This window comes from Streptomyces sp. NPDC060184 (assembly GCF_042728795.1).
Taxonomy (GTDB): domain Bacteria; phylum Actinomycetota; class Actinomycetes; order Streptomycetales; family Streptomycetaceae; genus Streptomyces.
In genome coordinates, this window is sequence record NZ_JBHWYX010000001.1 from 26,211 (window position 1) to 41,366 (window position 15,156).

Consider the following 15,156-nt stretch of genomic DNA (forward strand, 5'->3'; position numbering starts at 1 on the left):
TGGCCGGAGCGGTAGGGGTGCCGCATCGGGTCGCACACCACCGCTCCACGTCATCCGGAGTCCGTCTTGCCTCGCCGCGCCCTCTTCCTCACCTTCGCCTGCGCCGCCCTGCTCGCGGGAGGATGCGGTACGTCCACGCCGACGGACGGGACGCGCGCGGCGGAGAGCCGGTCCCCCTCGCCGAGCGCGAGCGCCGATCCCACACGAACCGTCCTGGCCGCCGTCGACGCGACCCGCCGCACGACGGCACACACCGCGCACCGCACGGAGTTGGGCACGGGAGGGGAAGCGACGTACACCCTCTCCGGCGCGGGCACGTACGACTTCACCCACCACCGGGGCACCACGGACGTCAGCGTGGGTTCGGTGGCCCGGTTCGAAGAGGTCTTCACCGACGAGAAGGTCTACATGCGGGGCTCCGCGGGGGCGGAGACGCTGGAATGGACGGCCGTCGACCGGTCCGCCATCGAGGCCCAGCACATGCTGCGGTCGCCCGCGAACGACCCGGAGTACACGCTCGAACAGGCAGCCATGGCAACGGACTTCGACATGTCCGGCACGGAGAAGGTGGGTTCCGCTCCGGCCACCCACTACCGCGGCCGACTCCCCTACGCGGCGCTGACACTGAGGATGGCGAAGGAGCCGCTGGAGACCGCGGAGAAGCTGCGCGACCTGCTGGACGGCGAGATCTTCGTGCCCGTCGACGTGTGGGTGGACAGGCAGGGACGGGCGGTCCGGATACGGATGACCCTCCAGATGGGGACCGCCGGGTCGTCCGTCAGCACCTTGACCTTCACCGACCTGGGACGTCCCGTCGAGGTCACGGTCCCGCACGCCGAAGTGGAGGTCGGGAGCGACGAGATGGGCATGCTCGGCTGACGGACCGGCGCGCCCGCCCGGCCACCGGTGGCGGACGGCGGCGGCAGGGAACACCGCGCGGGCCGGCGGACGGGAGGAACGGCAGGGAACACCGTGCCGGCCGGCGCCGGGACCTTGAGCGGGTCGGAAGAATAACGGATCATGGCCGCTCATCGCAGTCGTGGATCGAGGAGGACGTCCAAGTGGGCGAGCGGGAACCCAGAACGAGGCCGGATCTCGAACTCATACCCGCCTACCGGCCGGGCCGCTCGGTGAGTTCCTCCGGTCAGAAGCACGAGCGCACCTACAAACTCTCCTCCAACGAGAACCCGTTCCCGCCGCTCCCCGGCGTGGTGGAACGGGCGGTAGCGGCCTCGGCCGGCATCAACCGCTACCCCGACGCGGCGTGCGGGGACCTCGTCCGGCAGCTCGCCAAATACCTCGACGTGCCGGAGACCCACATCGCGACCGGCACCGGCTCGGTGGGGGTCACCCAGCAGCTGCTCCAGGCGACGGCCCAGCCCGGGGACGAAGTCCTCTTCGCCTGGCGGTCGTTCGAGGCGTACCCGGTGCTCACCCAGATCGTGGGCGCGGACTCCGTCCGGGTCCCGCTCACCGCGCGGGCCGTGCACGACCTCGACGCGATGGCCGCGGCGATCACCCCGCGCACCAGGCTCGTCTTCGTCTGCAATCCCAACAACCCCACCGGAACCATCGTCCGCCGGGCGGAGTTGGAACGGTTCCTGGACCGGGTCCCCTCCGACGTGCTGGTGGTCCTGGACGAGGCGTACATCGAGTTCGTCCGGGACGACGACTATCCCGACGGCATCGAGATGTACCGGAACCGGCCCAACGTCTGTGTGCTGCGCACCTTCTCGAAGGCGTTCGGGCTCGCGGGCCTGCGGATCGGCTTCGCCGTGGCGCACGAACCCGTCACGGAGGTGCTGCGGAAGACGGCCGTTCCGTTCGGTGTGACCCAGTTCGCCCAGGACGCGGCCGTCGCCTCCCTGGAGTCGGTCGGGCCGATGCTGGAACGGGTGGCCGCGCTCGTGTCCGAGCGGGACCGGGTGACCGCCGCGCTGACCGCCCAGGGGTGGACGGTCCCGCCGTCGCACGCCAACTTCGTGTGGCTCGCCACCCATGAGCACACGGCCGCGTTCACACGCGTCTGCGAGGACGAGGGCATCCTGGTGCGCGCCTTCGACGGCGAGGGCGTCCGGATCAGCATCGGGGAGCAGGCCGCCAACGACCGCTTCCTCCGCGCCGCGGAGCGCTTCCGCACGGAGACCGCCGACTGACACCGCGGGCGTCCGCGCCGAAACCGCGGGCGCCCGGGCCGCGGGCCACGCCGGTGCGTGCGACTGTACGTGCGCGGCACCCGCCTCGCCCGCGCCCTGCCCGACGGCTCGCTCACCCCCCTCGGGCAAGCTCGACCAGGCCGCCCTGCGGGAGGCGGGGCGGCGCGGGACCGCGAGCCGGGTGTGAGCGGGCGGACCGGTTCAGGCGCCGGCGGCTTCCAGGACCCGGCGCCGGACCGGGCCGCCGAGGGCCCACTGTCCGAGGGCCGCGGCACCGCACAGCGCGGCGCAGGTGTACCAGAGGACGGGGGCGCCCGCCTCCAGCAGGCGGGTGCCGCCGAGGGGCGCGGTGAAGGTTCCGAGTCCCCAGGCGAGTCCGTACAGGCCGTTGTACCGGCCGCGCAGGTGCGCCGGGGCGAGGTCGGCGACGAGCGTGGAGCCGATCGACGTCAGCAGGACCTCGCCCACCGTCCACACGGCGACCGCCATGCCGTACCCGAGCGTGCCGGACACCCAGGCGGTGGCCGCGTTGCCCGCGCCCATCAGCACCATGCCGAGCATCAGCCCGCGGTTGCGGTCGAGCATCCCGAGCCGGTGTCCGAGAAGCGGCTGGAGCACCACGACGGTCAGGCCGTTGACGGCCATCACCAGACCGTACGAGGACGTGGGCAGGCCGTTGCGCTCCATGGCGAGCGGCAGCGTGGTGAGGGCCTGGACGAAGACGAAGGCGCACAGGAGGGTCAGGCAGACGAAGGCGACCATCACCCGGTCCCGCAGGACGTCGGAGACCCGGCCCTGGCTGGTTTTCACCTGTTGAACGGAGGGTTCCGGTACGCCCCGCCAGACAAGCGCACCGAACAGGGCGCAGCTCAGGGCGTCGATCCAGAACAGGGTGAGGAATCCTTCCCTGGCCAGCGCCCCGCCGAGCGCCATGGAGAGGGCGAAGCCCAGGTTCACCGCCCAGAGCAGCATGCCGAAGGCCCTCGGGCGTCCCTCGGCCGGGATCAGGTCGGCGACGATCGCCTGGGACGCGGGCCGGAACAGGTCGAGGGTGACGCCGAGGAGGAAGACCACGACCACGGTGACCGGGGTGCTCTCGGCATAACCCAAGGTCAGCATGAGTGCGCCGGTGGCCAGCATGCCTCCGGTCAGCGCCACGCGCCGGCCCCAGCGGTCCGCGATCACCCCGCCGATCGGCTGGGAGAGCACGCTCCCCACCCCCAGCACGGCGAGGACGACGCCGACTTCGGTGGCGGTGAATCCCCGTTCGAGACTGAGATAAAAAGAGAGAAAAGGGATGACCATCGTGCCGAGGCGGTTGACCAGAGTGCCCGCCCAGAGAATCCAGAAAGGTCTGGGCAGCCCGCCGAATCTCGCCTTGAATATGACCGAAAAGTACCTTGCGGCACCGGCCTCCTGCTTGGTCCACATGGGCGGGAATCTTTGCACGGTAACGGCCGGAATGTCGAGAGCTGTCTAATGCCGTCCGCAGCCCAGATACTGAGATGCGAGTTGACCGATCGTAATCAAGCCATGAAGGATGTGCGACGCCGCACCATGCGACGGAGGAAACAGTGAGCAACAATTCTCCTACGGGGGGACATTCGCATGTCGTTCTCGTGGACACCTATGAGACGGCCTCGCACGGAGTTCCCCAGACCGCCCGCCACATAGCGCCCGCATTCATCCGGGCCGGATTCCCGTGCGTGCGCGTCCAGAGCGCTCCGGAACCGCCCGCCGTATACCGGTCGTCACGGCCGACGCTGGAGAATTACGCGGCGAACATCGTCCACGACGGAGACCTCGACCGGACGTTGAAGGAACTGGCCCCCTACCGGCCGACCGCGGTGGTGGCCGGCGGAGAGTACGGTGTCGCCTTCGCCGACGTCCTCAGCGAGGCCCTCGGGCTCCCCTCCTCCAACGGCACCCGCCTCAGCGAGGCCCGCAGGGACAAGGCCCTGATGACGGAGGCCGTCAGCGCCGCGGGCCTGCGCACGGCCCGGCAGCTGCGCGTCGAGACCGAGGCCGAACTGGTCGCCTGGCACCGGGAGACCGGCGGCCGGATCGTCGTCAAGCCGCTGCGCAGCGCGGGCGGCGACGGCGTCTCGTTCTGCGACACCCCGCGGGAATCGGCCGAAGCGTTCCGCCGCCTCATGGGCTCCCCCGACGTCTTCGCCGCCACCAACACGGCCGTCCTCGCCCAGGAATACCTGGTGGGGACGGAGTACATCGTCAACACGGCCAGCCTCGACGGACAGCACCACGCCGCCGAGATCTGGCGGAGCTCCCGGTACTCGGTGAACGGCGTCACCGACATGTCCGGCGCCTGCTACATAGTGCCGCGCCGCGGCGAGGTGCAGGACGCGCTGGTCGAGTACGCCTTCGCCGTGCTGGACGCGCTGGAGATCCGGAACGGCCCCGCGCACGTCGAACTCAAGATGACCCCGCAGGGCCCCTGTCTCATCGAGGCCGGAGCCCGGCTGTCGGGGGGCGACCTGCCGTACTACGCGCAACTGGCCACCGGCGAGTCCCAGCTCGACTGGGCCGTCGACGCGTACCTCCGGCCGCGGCGATTCCTCGCCCGCCGGGGCGAGCCCTACGAGATCGACCGGTATTTCGCCTGGGTGGCTTTGATTTCTCCGGTCGAAGGCAAACTCTCGGGGTACCGGGACATCGAGCGGATTACCTCGATGGAAAGCTTCCGTGAACTGTGGCAGCTGACCAGGCCAGGGGACCGGATCGTGCCTACCGTGGACGACACGACATATCCCGTGATCATCAATCTCATGCATGAAGTGGAAGAGATAGTCATCCGCGACATGGGAACGATCCGATATCTCGACGGAATGGGTTTCTATGACATCGCGCAGTGATTATCCCCTTCCCTTCGCCGCCGAAGGAGGGGACCTTTCTTGATCACCCAGTTCGACACCTATCAGGAGACCGAGGCATTCACCGCCGAGGTCGTCCACACGCCGCGCTACCGCTCGGCGGCCACCCTCGCCGACGACCCCGCGGGCCTGACCTGCAGCGTCACCGTGGGCATGCGCTGGGCCTCGGCCAAGGGACGGGCCGGCCGACTGTCCGGGTACCCCTCGTTCGAGCTCGCCGCCGAGTCGGTGAAGGACGGCCGGCACGACGCGCTGCTCGTCGCCGGGGCATATCCGGAGATCCGCTCCTTCTTCTTCGACCCGCGTCTGCGCGCCGTCGAGGCATTCGTCAGCGCGCTCCCGGACATGGTCCTGGCCGCCCCCGAGGAACACGCCGCGCTGCGCCGGTTCGACACCGTCTACTACCACCCGGCGACCAGGGTCCTGTTCGAAACGTCCGTCGAAGGACGGACCGACCGGGCGATCCAGGCCACCTCCAACAGCACCGCGTGCCGCGACGCCCTGGAGAACCCGGGCCGGGCCGCCGCCATCACCAACCAGCTCTGCGCGGACCACTACGGCCTCAGGACTCTGGAGGTGCTGTCGGCCGGCACGCCCATGAGCTTCGTCGTCTTCGAGCGCAAGGACCGGCTGTGACCTCCGGACTCCTGCGCACCGCCATCGCCGTCGACAAATCGCTCGACGCGGGAGCCGTCGCCAACGCCTCCGCGATCGTCATGGGACAACTGGCGCGCCTCGACGACCGCGTCTACGCGGACGACGTACGGGACACGGAGGGCTCACTGCACGCGGGCATCCGCTTCAACACCATGGTGCTCTCCGGCCGCAGCAGCCACCTGACAGCCCTCGCGGAGGCCGCCCGCGCCGAGGACCTGCCCACCGCGGTGTTCACCGTCGAGGGCCGGGCGCTCAGCAACTCCTTCGAGGAGTACCGGGACTTGATCGCCCGGTCCGCGCCCGGCGAGCTCACCGTGTGCGCGGTCGGCGTCCTCGGCGAGCACGAGCTCGTCCGCACCCTCACCAAGCGCTTCAGCGTGTACCGCGGCTGAGACGACCTGGAACGGACGGATCGTGACCCACCTGACCGCGGCCCGCGACGCTGTGGTGTGCCCCCGGCCCGTGCCGGGGGCACGGCAGCGCCTCTTCCTCTTCCACCACGCCGGTGGCTCGCACCTGGCCTTCCGGAGCTGGGTGCCGCTCTTCCCCCCGGAGTGGGAGATCTGCCTGATGGAGGCGCCGGGGAGAGGCGCCCTCCTCGGAGCGCCGCCCCTCGACACCGTCGAAAGTCTCGTCGCCTTCTTCGAGGAGGCCATCGAGCCCTGGGCCGACCGGCCCATGGCCTTCTTCGGCCACAGCATGGGCGCGCTGGTCGCCCACGAACTGGCCCACGCACTCGTCGGGAACGGCCTCGTGGCCCCCTCCTGGCTCGGTGTGTCCGCCTGTCCGCCGCCCCGCCGCGCCGGACCGGGCAGCACCCAGCCGCCGGTGCCCGGCCCCTTGACCGACGACGCCCTCCGGCGACGGCTCATCACGCTCGGCGGCACGCCCCCGGAGCTCCTGACGGATTCCCGGCTGTGGAGCATGTTCGCCCCCGCGCTCCGGGCGGACTTCACCGCGACGGCCACCTACCGGCAACCGCCGGGCCGCCTCGGACCGGCCGTCCCGCTGTCCGTCTTCGCGGGCCGCGACGATCCGGCCGCCTCCCCCGGAGAGCTCACCGGCTGGGCCCCCGCCACCGGAGCCCGGCCCGCCCGCTTCCACGTCTTCCCGGGCGGCCACTTCTACCTGGACACGCACCGGGAGCAGGTCGCCGCCCGGATCGTCGCGGACGCCACCGAGCACCTGCCGCCCCGCTGAACCGGCCTCCGGACGTCTCCCGGAAACGACGGAGCGCCCCGACCGGCCGGAGCCTGTCGGGGCGCTGCGCAGCAGATCGGAGGGGTTCTCCCCCCGCCCTGCGCTCGGTAGGCCGTGTGGGACTCGAACCCACAACCAACGGATTAAAAGTCCGCTGCTCTGACCAATTGAGCTAACGGCCCCTACCGGATCACCCACGAGCATAGCCCGCCCGGACCCGCGAGCCGATCCGGTATCCCGTGATGGGCCGCCGCGGCGGGGAAGCGGGCCGCCGGAAGGCCTCCCGGCAGCCGGATCGTGACCTTGTGAACCGCGGTACGGGCACGGGCGCGAGGTGCGGGCGAAGCACACCGGCGACGCACGCCGGCCCCGCCCCTCACCGGCCCCGCCGTGTCCGGGGCCTCCCTCCGTACGCCTCCGTCAACGCGCCAGGGCCCGTACACCACCTCTCGGTGTGTGTACGGGCCCTGGCGTCGGATCGGACGGCTCAAGCGGCCGTCAGGTCGCGGGGCCGCCGGCCGGCGGTCCGGACGACCGGTCAGCCGTTGCGCTTCCAGCGGGGCTTGTCGTCGCGGCGGCCGAAGCTGCCGGTGTTCGTACCGGTGTTGCCGCGGTGGTCGTCACGACGGCCCTGCGGGCGGTCGCTCGTGCCGCCGGAGCGGAAGCCGCCGGACGGACGGTCGTCACGACGGTCGCGGTTGAACGGACGGTCGCTGCCACCGGAGCGGAAGCCGCCGGAGGGGCGGTCGTCACGACGGTCGCGGTTGAACGACGGACGGTCGTCGCGGCGCTCGAAGGAACGGCCACCACGGTCGTCACGACGGTCGCCGCCGGAGCGGAAGCCACCGGACGGACGGTCGTCACGACGGTCGCGGTTGAACGACGGACGGTCGTCACGACGCTCGAAGGAACGGCCACCACGGTCGCCCCCACGGTCGTCACGACGGTCGCCACCCGAGCGGAAGCCACCGGACGGACGGTCGTCACGACGGTCGCGGTTGAACGACGGACGGTCGTCACGACGCTCGAAGGAACGGCCACCACGGTCGTCACGACGGTCGCCACCCGAGCGGAAGCCGCCCGACGGACGGTCGTCACGACGGTCGTTGCCGCCGCGGTAGCCGCCACGGTCGCCCCCGCGGTTGTCACGGCGCTCGTAGTTGCCCCGCTCGTCCCGGCGCTGCTCCTCGCGGACCGGCTGCTCCGGCACGGCGACGGCGGCCTCGACGGCGGCCTCCGCCTCGGCGACGGCCTCGGCCACCGCCTGCTCCGGGTCGTCGCCCCGCTCGCGCGCGGCACGGGCCACCAGGCGGTCGGCCTCCTCGCGGAGCTCGCCGGCGCGGCGCTGCACGTGCTCCAGCTGCTTGGTCAGCTCGGCGACCTCGCGCTCGGCCTGCTTGGCGGCGTTGTTCGCGGAGTCGGCCTGGACCTCGGTGAGCGAACGCGCACCGGTGATCTCGGCGACCTCGGGCTCGAAGACGCCCGCGCCCTGGACGATGTGGCGCGAGGCGTCGACGCCCGCGTCCTCCATCAGGCGGAAGATCTGGCGACGCTGGTGCGGGAGCGCCAGCGAGACGACGACACCGGACTTGCCGGCACGGGCAGTACGGCCCGAGCGGTGCAGGTAGTCCTTGTGGTCGCCGGCCGGGTCCACGTTCAGCACCAGGTCGATGCCGTCGACGTGGATGCCGCGGGCGGCGACGTCGGTGGCGACCAGGGCGTTGACGTAGCCCTTCTTGAAGTCTTCGAGGACGCGGGTACGGGCGCCCTGCGTCATGCCGCCGTGCAGCGCGTCGGCCTTCACGCCGGACTCGATGAGCTGCTCGGCGATGCGGTCGGCGCCCAGCTGGGTGCGGACGAAGATGATCGTGCGGCCCTTGCGGGCGGCGATGGCGGCCGTGACCGGCGCCTTGTCCTTCGGCTTCACGACGAGGACGTGGTGCGACATGGTCGAGACGTTGCCCTGGGCGCTGTCGACCTCGTGCGTGACCGGGTTGGTCAGGTAGCGCTTGACCAGGGTGCCGATCTCGTTCTCCATGGTGGCGGAGAAGAGCATCCGCTGGCCGCCGCCGGGGATCTGGTCGAGCAGCTCGGTGACCTCGGGCAGGAAGCCCAGGTCGGACATCTGGTCGGCCTCGTCGAGGACGGCGACCTGGACGTTCTCGAGCGAGCAGGCGCCGCGGTTGATGATGTCGCGCAGACGGCCCGGGGTGGCGACGAGGACGTCGACACCGCGCTCCAGGGCGTAGATCTGGTTGCCCATGGACGTACCGCCGCAGACGACCTTCATCTTGAGGCCGAGCACGTCGCCGTACGGCTGGAGCGCGTCCGCGACCTGCATCGCGAGCTCACGGGTCGGCGTGAGGATGATCGCGCGGGGCTTCTTCTTCTCGGTGTGCCCGCCGGCCAGCGCGGCCAGGGTCGGCAGACCGAAGGAGAGGGTCTTGCCGGAGCCGGTACGGCCGCGGCCCAGGATGTCCTTGCCGGCCAGGGCGTCCGGGATGGTCGCGGCCTGGATCGGGAAGGGGGTGGTCACGCCGTTCTGCGCCAGCTTGCGGACGATGCCCTCGGGCAGGCCCAGCGAGGCGAAGGTGAGGGTCGGCTCGGCGTCCTCGGCGGAGACGGTCTCGGCGGACTCGGTCTCGACGACGGGGGCGGCCTCGGCGGCCTTCTCCTCGGTCACCTCGACGGCGACGGGAGCGGCCTCGGCCACGACGGCCTCGGCGGCGAGCTCGGCGGTCTGCGCGAGCTCGGTGTCGGCGTCTGCGGACATGACGGTGTGGTCAGAACTGGAAATTGACATGCGAAATGCGAAACCTTCCGGAGTCTCGGCACGCGCCCGTAACTCCGTGTTTTCGCAATTTCGACCGCCTCAATGCGGTCCAGCCACGGCAAGGGAGAGTACGCGCCACACGGCGCTCTTCTGTGTCGGCGCCGGGCAATGGGATCAAACGATCTACTACCATACGCACCCTCCCCCACCTTGCGCAAACCGCCCTTCTTCGGCACTCCGCCAAAGCGCCTCCGACCTGCGGTGATGACGTACGCCGGCAGCACCGCGCCGGGCGGTCATTCCGCCGGGGACGCGGCGGGCGGCGTCGGCTCCTGCGGCGCGGCCGGCGACTCCGCGGGCTGCCCCGGACCCCCGCCCGCGTCGCCGCCCGGGGCCGGTTCGGTGGGGGCCGGCGGCGTCGGGTCGGGCGTGACGGGCGCGGCCGTGACGACCGGATCACCGGGTCCCGCCGTGCTCCCCGGCGGGACCACCACGACCGCGCCGCTCCCGCTGGGCGTCGGCAGGCCCGGGCCCCGGTCCGCCGCCGAGGGACTGGGCGAGGCGGGGTCCCCGGAGTCCTTCGGGTCCGGCTTCCCGCCCTCGGCCCGGTCGGTGTGGTGGCGGCCACCGGCGCCCGGGCCGGAGCGCCCGGACCCGCCGGGCACCCCGCCGTCCTGTTCCTCGACGGCCCCGGCCGCCCCGGCGGACTTCGTGGGGCGGGGGCCGGACTCCTCCGCGTCCACGCTCACGCACCCGAGGGAGGCGCCCAGCATCAGCGCGGTGAGGACCGCCCAACGGACGGGAACGGGGAACGGGCGCACGGGGCACCTCCGGGAGGGAACGCGGGAACGGGTGCGTGTACCCAACTCCCCGGACCCCGCCGGGGACACGCCCGCCGCGCCACCGATGGGCGGCCGGTGGCGTCACCCCCCGAACCCGGCCCCGCCCGCCACCTCGGCGCCGAGGAACACCGCTCCGAGCCCCATGAGGACCGAGGCCACCACGTTCGCCCCCGCGAGGAAGGCCCGCCCGGACTCGGCCAGCCGCAGCGTCTCGTACGAGAAGGTCGAGTACGTCGTCAGCGCCCCGCAGAGCCCCGTGCCGAGCAGGGCGTACACGGGCGCGGAGACGGCGGCCCCGGTCAGCACCCCGAGCAGCAGGCTGCCCGCCGCGTTGGCCGCGAAGGTGCCCCAGGGGAAGACGTACGGAAGTCCGGCGCCGTGGTACCGCCGTACGAGACGGTCCGTCAGATACCTCAACGGGGCGCCCACCGCGCCGCCGACGACCACCAGCACCCAGTTCACCGCGTGCCTCCCATGCGCCCCGCACGGGCCCCGCGGGCCCGTGCCACCGCCTTCCGGGTCACCACCGCCGACGTCCACACGGCGCCGAGCGCCGCCGCCAGGGTGAGGAAGGCGTACGCCATGGCGGTCAGGGCCTCCTGCCGCTGGAGCAGCTTCGAGACGTCGGCCGCGTAGGTGGAGAAGGTGGTGAACCCGCCGAGCACGCCGACGCCGAGGAACGGGCGCACCAGAGGCCGGGTGACCACGGACAGTTCGGCGGTCAGCACCATCAGGACGCCGATCAGGGCGCAGCCGGCGACGTTGACGACGAAGACCGTCCACGGGAAGGCACCCGTGCCGGTGGGCCAGACCAGGGTGGCCGCGTAGCGCGCGGCGGCACCGAGCGCTCCGCCCGCCGCCACGACCCCGAGCACCGCGGCCTCGCGCGGCCCCGGCACGGCGGGTGGCGCCGGCAGCACCGGCTCGCCCGGCGGCGGGGCACCGGTCTCCTTCACGCGTACCCCAGGGCGTGCAGCCGCGCGTCGTCGATGCCGAAGTGATGGGCGATCTCGTGGACCACGGTGATCTCCGTCTCCGCGACGACGTCCTCGCGGGTCTCGCACATCCGCAGCGTCGGCCCCCGGTAGACGGTGATCCGGTCCGGCAGGACGCCCGCGTACCACTCGCCGCGGTCGGTGAGCGGGGTCCCCTCGTAGAGCCCGAGCAACTCGGGGTCGCCGGGGTCCGGTTCGTCCTCGACGAACACCGCGACGTTGTCCATCAGCCGCGTCAGTTCCGGCGGAATCCGGTCGAGCGCCTCGCTCACCAGCTCTTCGAACTGCTCGCGCGTCATCTCCAGCACCCCGCCATTGTCACGCACCCCCGCCCCGGCGCACCCGCCCGGCCGGAACCCGCCCCCGTAAGCCGTCGTACGCCCTCGTGGGTGCCCGTGGGCCCCGACGAGACCTCCCGTCCGCCGCCGGGTGCGGCCCCGTACGCGGGTCGTCACGGGCCTTGCCGCATGTCCGGAGCGGGGACCGGGCATACGGGCCCAATGGCGCGCGTCCCGTTCCGTCCGTTCCGTTCCGCTTCCCGCCCGGCCCGAGGCGGCCGAAGCCACCGCACCCGGACCGCCCCGATGCCGGTGCCCGCGCTCGCCGGGGCCCGGCCGCGCCCGCTGGTGCGGGTGCTCGTGATGCTCGCGGTGGTGGTGCTGGGCGCCTGGCTCGGGCTGCTGGTGGTGGGGGACGTGAAGACGCCCGTCGGCCCCATGGACACCACGATGGCCCTGCGCCCCTCGCTCACCGGGGGCACCCGGGTGGACGTCTCCCCGCTCGGCGCGCTGGAGCTGGACTCGCACGTCGCGCCGGTCCGCCTCGACGTGGACGTGGACCGCCTCGACCCCGAGCGCTCCCAGCGCCTGGTGGAGCAGCCCGCACGTTTCTCCGGGCTCCAGGACGAGGTCACCCGGGACATCGCGGACGGCGCCCGGGAGCTGGCGGTGCGGTCGGTGGTGGCCGTACTGACCGGGGCGACCGCGCTCGGGCTGATCGTCTACCGGCGCCCCCGCCCGGCCCTGGCCGCCGGCGGGCTCGCCCTGGTGCTGCTGGCCGGATCGGGCGTCGGCGCGTACGCCACCTGGAACCCCAAGTCGGTGCTGGAGCCCAAGTTCTCCGGGCTGCTCTCCAGCGCCCCCTCGGTGGTGGGCGACGCCCGCTCGATCGTCACCGAGTTCGACGTCTACCAGCAGGAACTGGCCCGGCTGGTCACCAACGTCTCCCGGCTGTACGACGCCACCTCCACGCTCCCCGTCTACCAGCCGGACCCGGGCACCCTGCGGGTCCTGCACGTCTCCGACATCCACCTCAACCCGGCGTCCTGGCACATCGTCGCCTCGCTCGTGGAGCAGTACGGGATCGACGTGATCATCGACTCCGGCGACACCATGGACCACGGCACCACCACCGAGAACGGCTTCCTCGACCCGATCCGCGACCTCGGCGCCCCGTACGTCTGGGTGCGCGGCAACCACGACTCGAAGGAGACGCAGAAGTACCTGAAGGGCCTCAGGAACGTGCGCGTCCTGGACGGGGGAAGCGCGGTCACCGTCGCCGGGCTGCGCATCGCGGGCACCGGCGACCCCCAGTTCACCCCCGACCGGACGCTGGCCCGGGGCGGCGAGGCGGCGGAACGGATGGCCGGCCTCCGCCTCGCCTCCGCCCTCCGCGACCAGACCTCGGCCGGCACTCCGGTGGACATCGCGGTGACGCACGACCCGCAGGCCGCGCGGGAGACGGACGGCGCGGTCCCGCTCGTGCTCGCCGGTCATGTCCACCACCGGGTCAACGAGGTGCTCCCGCTCGGCACCCGGCTGAAGGTGGAGGGCTCCACCGGTGGCGGCGGGCTGCGCGCGGTGCAGAACGAGAAGCCCGAGAAGGTGCGCGCCTCGGTCCTCTACCTGGACCGCGCGACCCGGCGGCTCCAGGCCTGGGACGAGATCACGCTGGGCGGACTCGGCCTGACGACGGCCGAGGTGAGCCGCCATCTGCCGGAGGAGAACTCCCCCGCCGCGACCACGTCGCCGACCCCGTCGCCGACCAGGTCGCCGGCCTCGCCCCGGACCTCGTCCGACAGGCCGCGGAGCGCGCCCAGCCCGTCTCCGTGACCCGGCCGGGAAACCGTTTTGGCGTTGGCTCCGCCATCACATATGCTTCTCACGTCCCCGACGCGCTGGAAAGCGAACCGGCGGGCCTTTAGCCCTCATCGTCTAGTGGCCCAGGACGCCGCCCTTTCAAGGCGGTAGCACGGGTTCGAATCCCGTTGGGGGCACGCATCACCGTGTGCGAGACTTGTCTCGCACATTGCTTGGTCCTGTGGAGCAGTTTGGAGTGCTCGCCACCCTGTCAAGGTGGAGGCCGCGGGTTCAAATCCCGTCAGGACCGCTGCAGTTCTCAGGAACTGCGTGGCTGGGTAGCTCAGTTGGTACGAGCGATCGCCTGAAAAGCGATAGGTCGCCGGTTCGATCCCGGCCCCAGCCACCTCCCGGAAGCCCCATCCCCACGGATGGGGCTTCCGCCGTTTCGGCCGACGTCCGGCGTCACCCGGCCGGATTGCCCACCGGGGTGACGCTCTCGGCCGGAGCCGCGCTGCCGGTACGAGCCGCCTCGGCGGCCTCCTCGATGGCCGAGGTGAAGGTCGCGTCGGGCTGGGCGCCCGCGAGCGGACGGCCGTTGACGAGGAAGGACGGGGTGGCGGTCGCGCCGAGCCCGTACGCCTCGGCCTGGTCCCTGCTCACCGACTCCGAGGCCGCGACGCTGTCGAGGTCGGCGCGGAACCTGTCGAGATCCTTCACCCCGGCCTCCTTCGCGAGGGCGGTGAGCCGGTCGGGGCCGAACCCCTTCTCCTTGGCCCCCTTGGCGTACGCGGCCCGGTGGAACTCCCAGAAGCGCTTCTGGCGGCCCGCGGCCCACGCGGCGCGGGCGGCGGCCTCGGACTCCGCGCCGAAGATCGGGAAGTTGCGCCATTCGATGCGCAGGGTGCCGTCGGCGACGTAGGCGTCGATCAGGTCCGGCTCGGTGTCCCGGGCGAACGTGCCGCAGTAGCCGCACTGGAAGTCGCCGTACTCGACGAGGACGACGAGCGCGTCCGGGCGGCCGAGGGCCAGCGGATCGCCGGGTTCGCGGCGGGCGAGCTTCGCGGTCTCCTCGTACTCCCCCGCGTCGGGCCGGGCCGACTCGCCGGCCGCGGCGGGGGACGGGCCGGGGTCGGTGGCCCGGTAGGAGGCGTAACCGAGCAGGGCTGCGGCGAGGACCACGACGGAGCCGTACAGCAGGGGCTTCTTCGACCGGCTCTTCTGGCGGCTCTTCTGGGGCAGGGGCATGCGGCACTCCGGGAGCGTCGTACGGATGCGGGACGGCGGGGAGGAGAAACCCACGCGCGGGGCTGCGGCTCTACCGGCCGGGCGCGCGGCCGACGGCGGCTATTCGCCCGCCGGAGCCGTACCCGCGAGAAGCGGTCAGGAGCGGGGCCGGGAGCGCGGTCCGGAGCGCCGGGCGCGTCGTACGGGACAAGGCGAGGGCCCCTTCCCGGACGGTCTCGGCGGTCGACTGCCGGAAATGCTAGGCCGTGCCCGCCCCTTCCCGTCGGATCGGCGGGCGGTGTCTGGTGCGGTGCATCGCAAGGCGGAGGGCCGCCCG

At 72.2% G+C, this 15,156-nt stretch carries 14 protein-coding genes and 4 tRNA genes; 10 read left to right on the forward strand and 8 right to left on the reverse strand.

Going from position 1 to position 15,156, the window contains the following annotated elements:
- The first annotated feature begins 66 nt into the window (after positions 1–66).
- Entirely contained in the window at positions 67–879 is an 813-nt protein-coding gene (locus tag ACFWEE_RS00095; RefSeq protein WP_386885011.1) for a hypothetical protein, read from the forward strand.
- 182 nt (positions 880–1,061) lie between these two features.
- Positions 1,062–2,156, forward strand: a complete 1,095-nt coding sequence (hisC, locus tag ACFWEE_RS00100; RefSeq protein WP_386885013.1) for a histidinol-phosphate transaminase — start codon at positions 1,062–1,064, stop codon at positions 2,154–2,156.
- 201 nt (positions 2,157–2,357) lie between these two features.
- On the opposite strand, the gene ACFWEE_RS00105 is transcribed toward hisC, so the two are convergent.
- The gene (locus ACFWEE_RS00105; protein WP_386885015.1) at positions 2,358–3,587 is read right to left on the reverse strand and encodes an MDR family MFS transporter; all 1,230 of its coding nucleotides are present in this window, start codon (positions 3,585–3,587) and stop codon (positions 2,358–2,360) included.
- Positions 3,588–3,775: 188 nt separating this feature from the next.
- Between ACFWEE_RS00105 and ACFWEE_RS00110 the strand changes: the two genes are divergently transcribed.
- The 4 genes from ACFWEE_RS00110 to ACFWEE_RS00125 are packed head-to-tail and all read left to right on the forward strand — an operon-like array spanning position 3,776 to position 6,904.
- Positions 3,776–5,029: an ATP-grasp domain-containing protein gene (locus ACFWEE_RS00110; protein WP_386885016.1), complete on the forward strand. Its 1,254-nt coding sequence runs from the start codon at positions 3,776–3,778 to the stop codon at positions 5,027–5,029.
- A 39-nt stretch (positions 5,030–5,068) separates the two neighbouring features.
- A complete protein-coding gene (locus ACFWEE_RS00115; protein WP_386885018.1) occupies positions 5,069–5,683 on the forward strand; it encodes a hypothetical protein in 615 nt (204 codons plus the stop codon).
- Positions 5,680–6,096: a DUF2000 family protein gene (locus tag ACFWEE_RS00120; protein WP_386885019.1), complete on the forward strand. Its 417-nt coding sequence runs from the start codon at positions 5,680–5,682 to the stop codon at positions 6,094–6,096. Before ACFWEE_RS00115 ends, ACFWEE_RS00120 begins: the two co-directional genes overlap by 4 nt.
- Before the next feature lie 22 nt (positions 6,097–6,118).
- Positions 6,119–6,904 carry a thioesterase II family protein gene (locus tag ACFWEE_RS00125; protein WP_386885020.1) on the forward strand — a complete coding sequence of 262 codons (786 nt, stop codon included), beginning with the start codon at positions 6,119–6,121 and terminating at the stop codon, positions 6,902–6,904.
- Positions 6,905–7,012: 108 nt separating this feature from the next.
- On the opposite strand, the gene ACFWEE_RS00130 is transcribed toward ACFWEE_RS00125, so the two are convergent.
- From ACFWEE_RS00130 to ACFWEE_RS00155, 6 genes are all read right to left on the reverse strand, one after another.
- Positions 7,013–7,086 (reverse strand) — tRNA-Lys (locus tag ACFWEE_RS00130).
- Between the two features lie 356 nt (positions 7,087–7,442).
- Positions 7,443–9,677: a DEAD/DEAH box helicase gene (locus tag ACFWEE_RS00135; protein ID WP_386885022.1), complete on the reverse strand. Its 2,235-nt coding sequence runs from the start codon at positions 9,675–9,677 to the stop codon at positions 7,443–7,445.
- A 296-nt stretch (positions 9,678–9,973) separates the two neighbouring features.
- Entirely contained in the window at positions 9,974–10,498 is a 525-nt protein-coding gene (locus tag ACFWEE_RS00140) for a hypothetical protein (protein WP_386885023.1), read from the reverse strand.
- A 102-nt stretch (positions 10,499–10,600) separates the two neighbouring features.
- The gene (locus ACFWEE_RS00145; RefSeq protein ID WP_386885024.1) at positions 10,601–10,981 is read right to left on the reverse strand and encodes a fluoride efflux transporter FluC; all 381 of its coding nucleotides are present in this window, start codon (positions 10,979–10,981) and stop codon (positions 10,601–10,603) included.
- The gene (locus tag ACFWEE_RS00150; protein ID WP_386885025.1) at positions 10,978–11,475 is read right to left on the reverse strand and encodes a CrcB family protein; all 498 of its coding nucleotides are present in this window, start codon (positions 11,473–11,475) and stop codon (positions 10,978–10,980) included. The genes ACFWEE_RS00145 and ACFWEE_RS00150 overlap by 4 nt, the downstream gene beginning before the upstream one ends.
- Complete coding sequence (locus tag ACFWEE_RS00155) at positions 11,472–11,822, reverse strand: metallopeptidase family protein (RefSeq protein ID WP_327176650.1); 351 nt, start codon at positions 11,820–11,822, stop codon at positions 11,472–11,474. Before ACFWEE_RS00155 ends, ACFWEE_RS00150 begins: the two co-directional genes overlap by 4 nt.
- 192 nt (positions 11,823–12,014) lie before the next feature.
- Here ACFWEE_RS00155 and ACFWEE_RS00160 point away from each other — a divergent pair, with 192 nt between their 5' ends.
- The 4 genes from ACFWEE_RS00160 to ACFWEE_RS00175 all read left to right on the forward strand — a co-directional run bounded on the left by ACFWEE_RS00160 (position 12,015) and on the right by ACFWEE_RS00175 (position 13,998).
- Positions 12,015–13,625, forward strand: a complete 1,611-nt coding sequence (locus ACFWEE_RS00160; RefSeq protein ID WP_386885026.1) for a metallophosphoesterase — start codon at positions 12,015–12,017, stop codon at positions 13,623–13,625.
- Positions 13,626–13,716: 91 nt separating this feature from the next.
- A tRNA-Glu gene (locus ACFWEE_RS00165) sits at positions 13,717–13,789 on the forward strand.
- 38 nt (positions 13,790–13,827) lie between these two features.
- A tRNA-Asp gene (locus ACFWEE_RS00170) sits at positions 13,828–13,902 on the forward strand.
- Positions 13,903–13,924: 22 nt separating this feature from the next.
- Positions 13,925–13,998: transfer RNA gene (locus ACFWEE_RS00175), tRNA-Phe, on the forward strand.
- A gap of 59 nt (positions 13,999–14,057) precedes the next feature.
- On the opposite strand, the gene ACFWEE_RS00180 is transcribed toward ACFWEE_RS00175, so the two are convergent.
- Complete coding sequence (locus ACFWEE_RS00180) at positions 14,058–14,840, reverse strand: DsbA family protein (protein WP_386885028.1); 783 nt, start codon at positions 14,838–14,840, stop codon at positions 14,058–14,060.
- Positions 14,841–15,156: the final 316 nt, after the last annotated feature.

Coding starts and splice junctions, on each gene's coding strand:
- ACFWEE_RS00135 (WP_386885022.1), bottom strand. CDS start 9,677: ATGTCCGCAGACGCCGACACCGAGCTCGCGCAGACCGCCGAGCTCGCC.
- ACFWEE_RS00180 (WP_386885028.1), bottom strand. CDS start 14,840: ATGCCCCTGCCCCAGAAGAGCCGCCAGAAGAGCCGGTCGAAGAAGCCC.
- ACFWEE_RS00160 (WP_386885026.1), top strand. CDS start 12,015: ATGGCGCGCGTCCCGTTCCGTCCGTTCCGTTCCGCTTCCCGCCCGGCC.
- ACFWEE_RS00105 (WP_386885015.1), bottom strand. CDS start 3,587: ATGTGGACCAAGCAGGAGGCCGGTGCCGCAAGGTACTTTTCGGTCATA.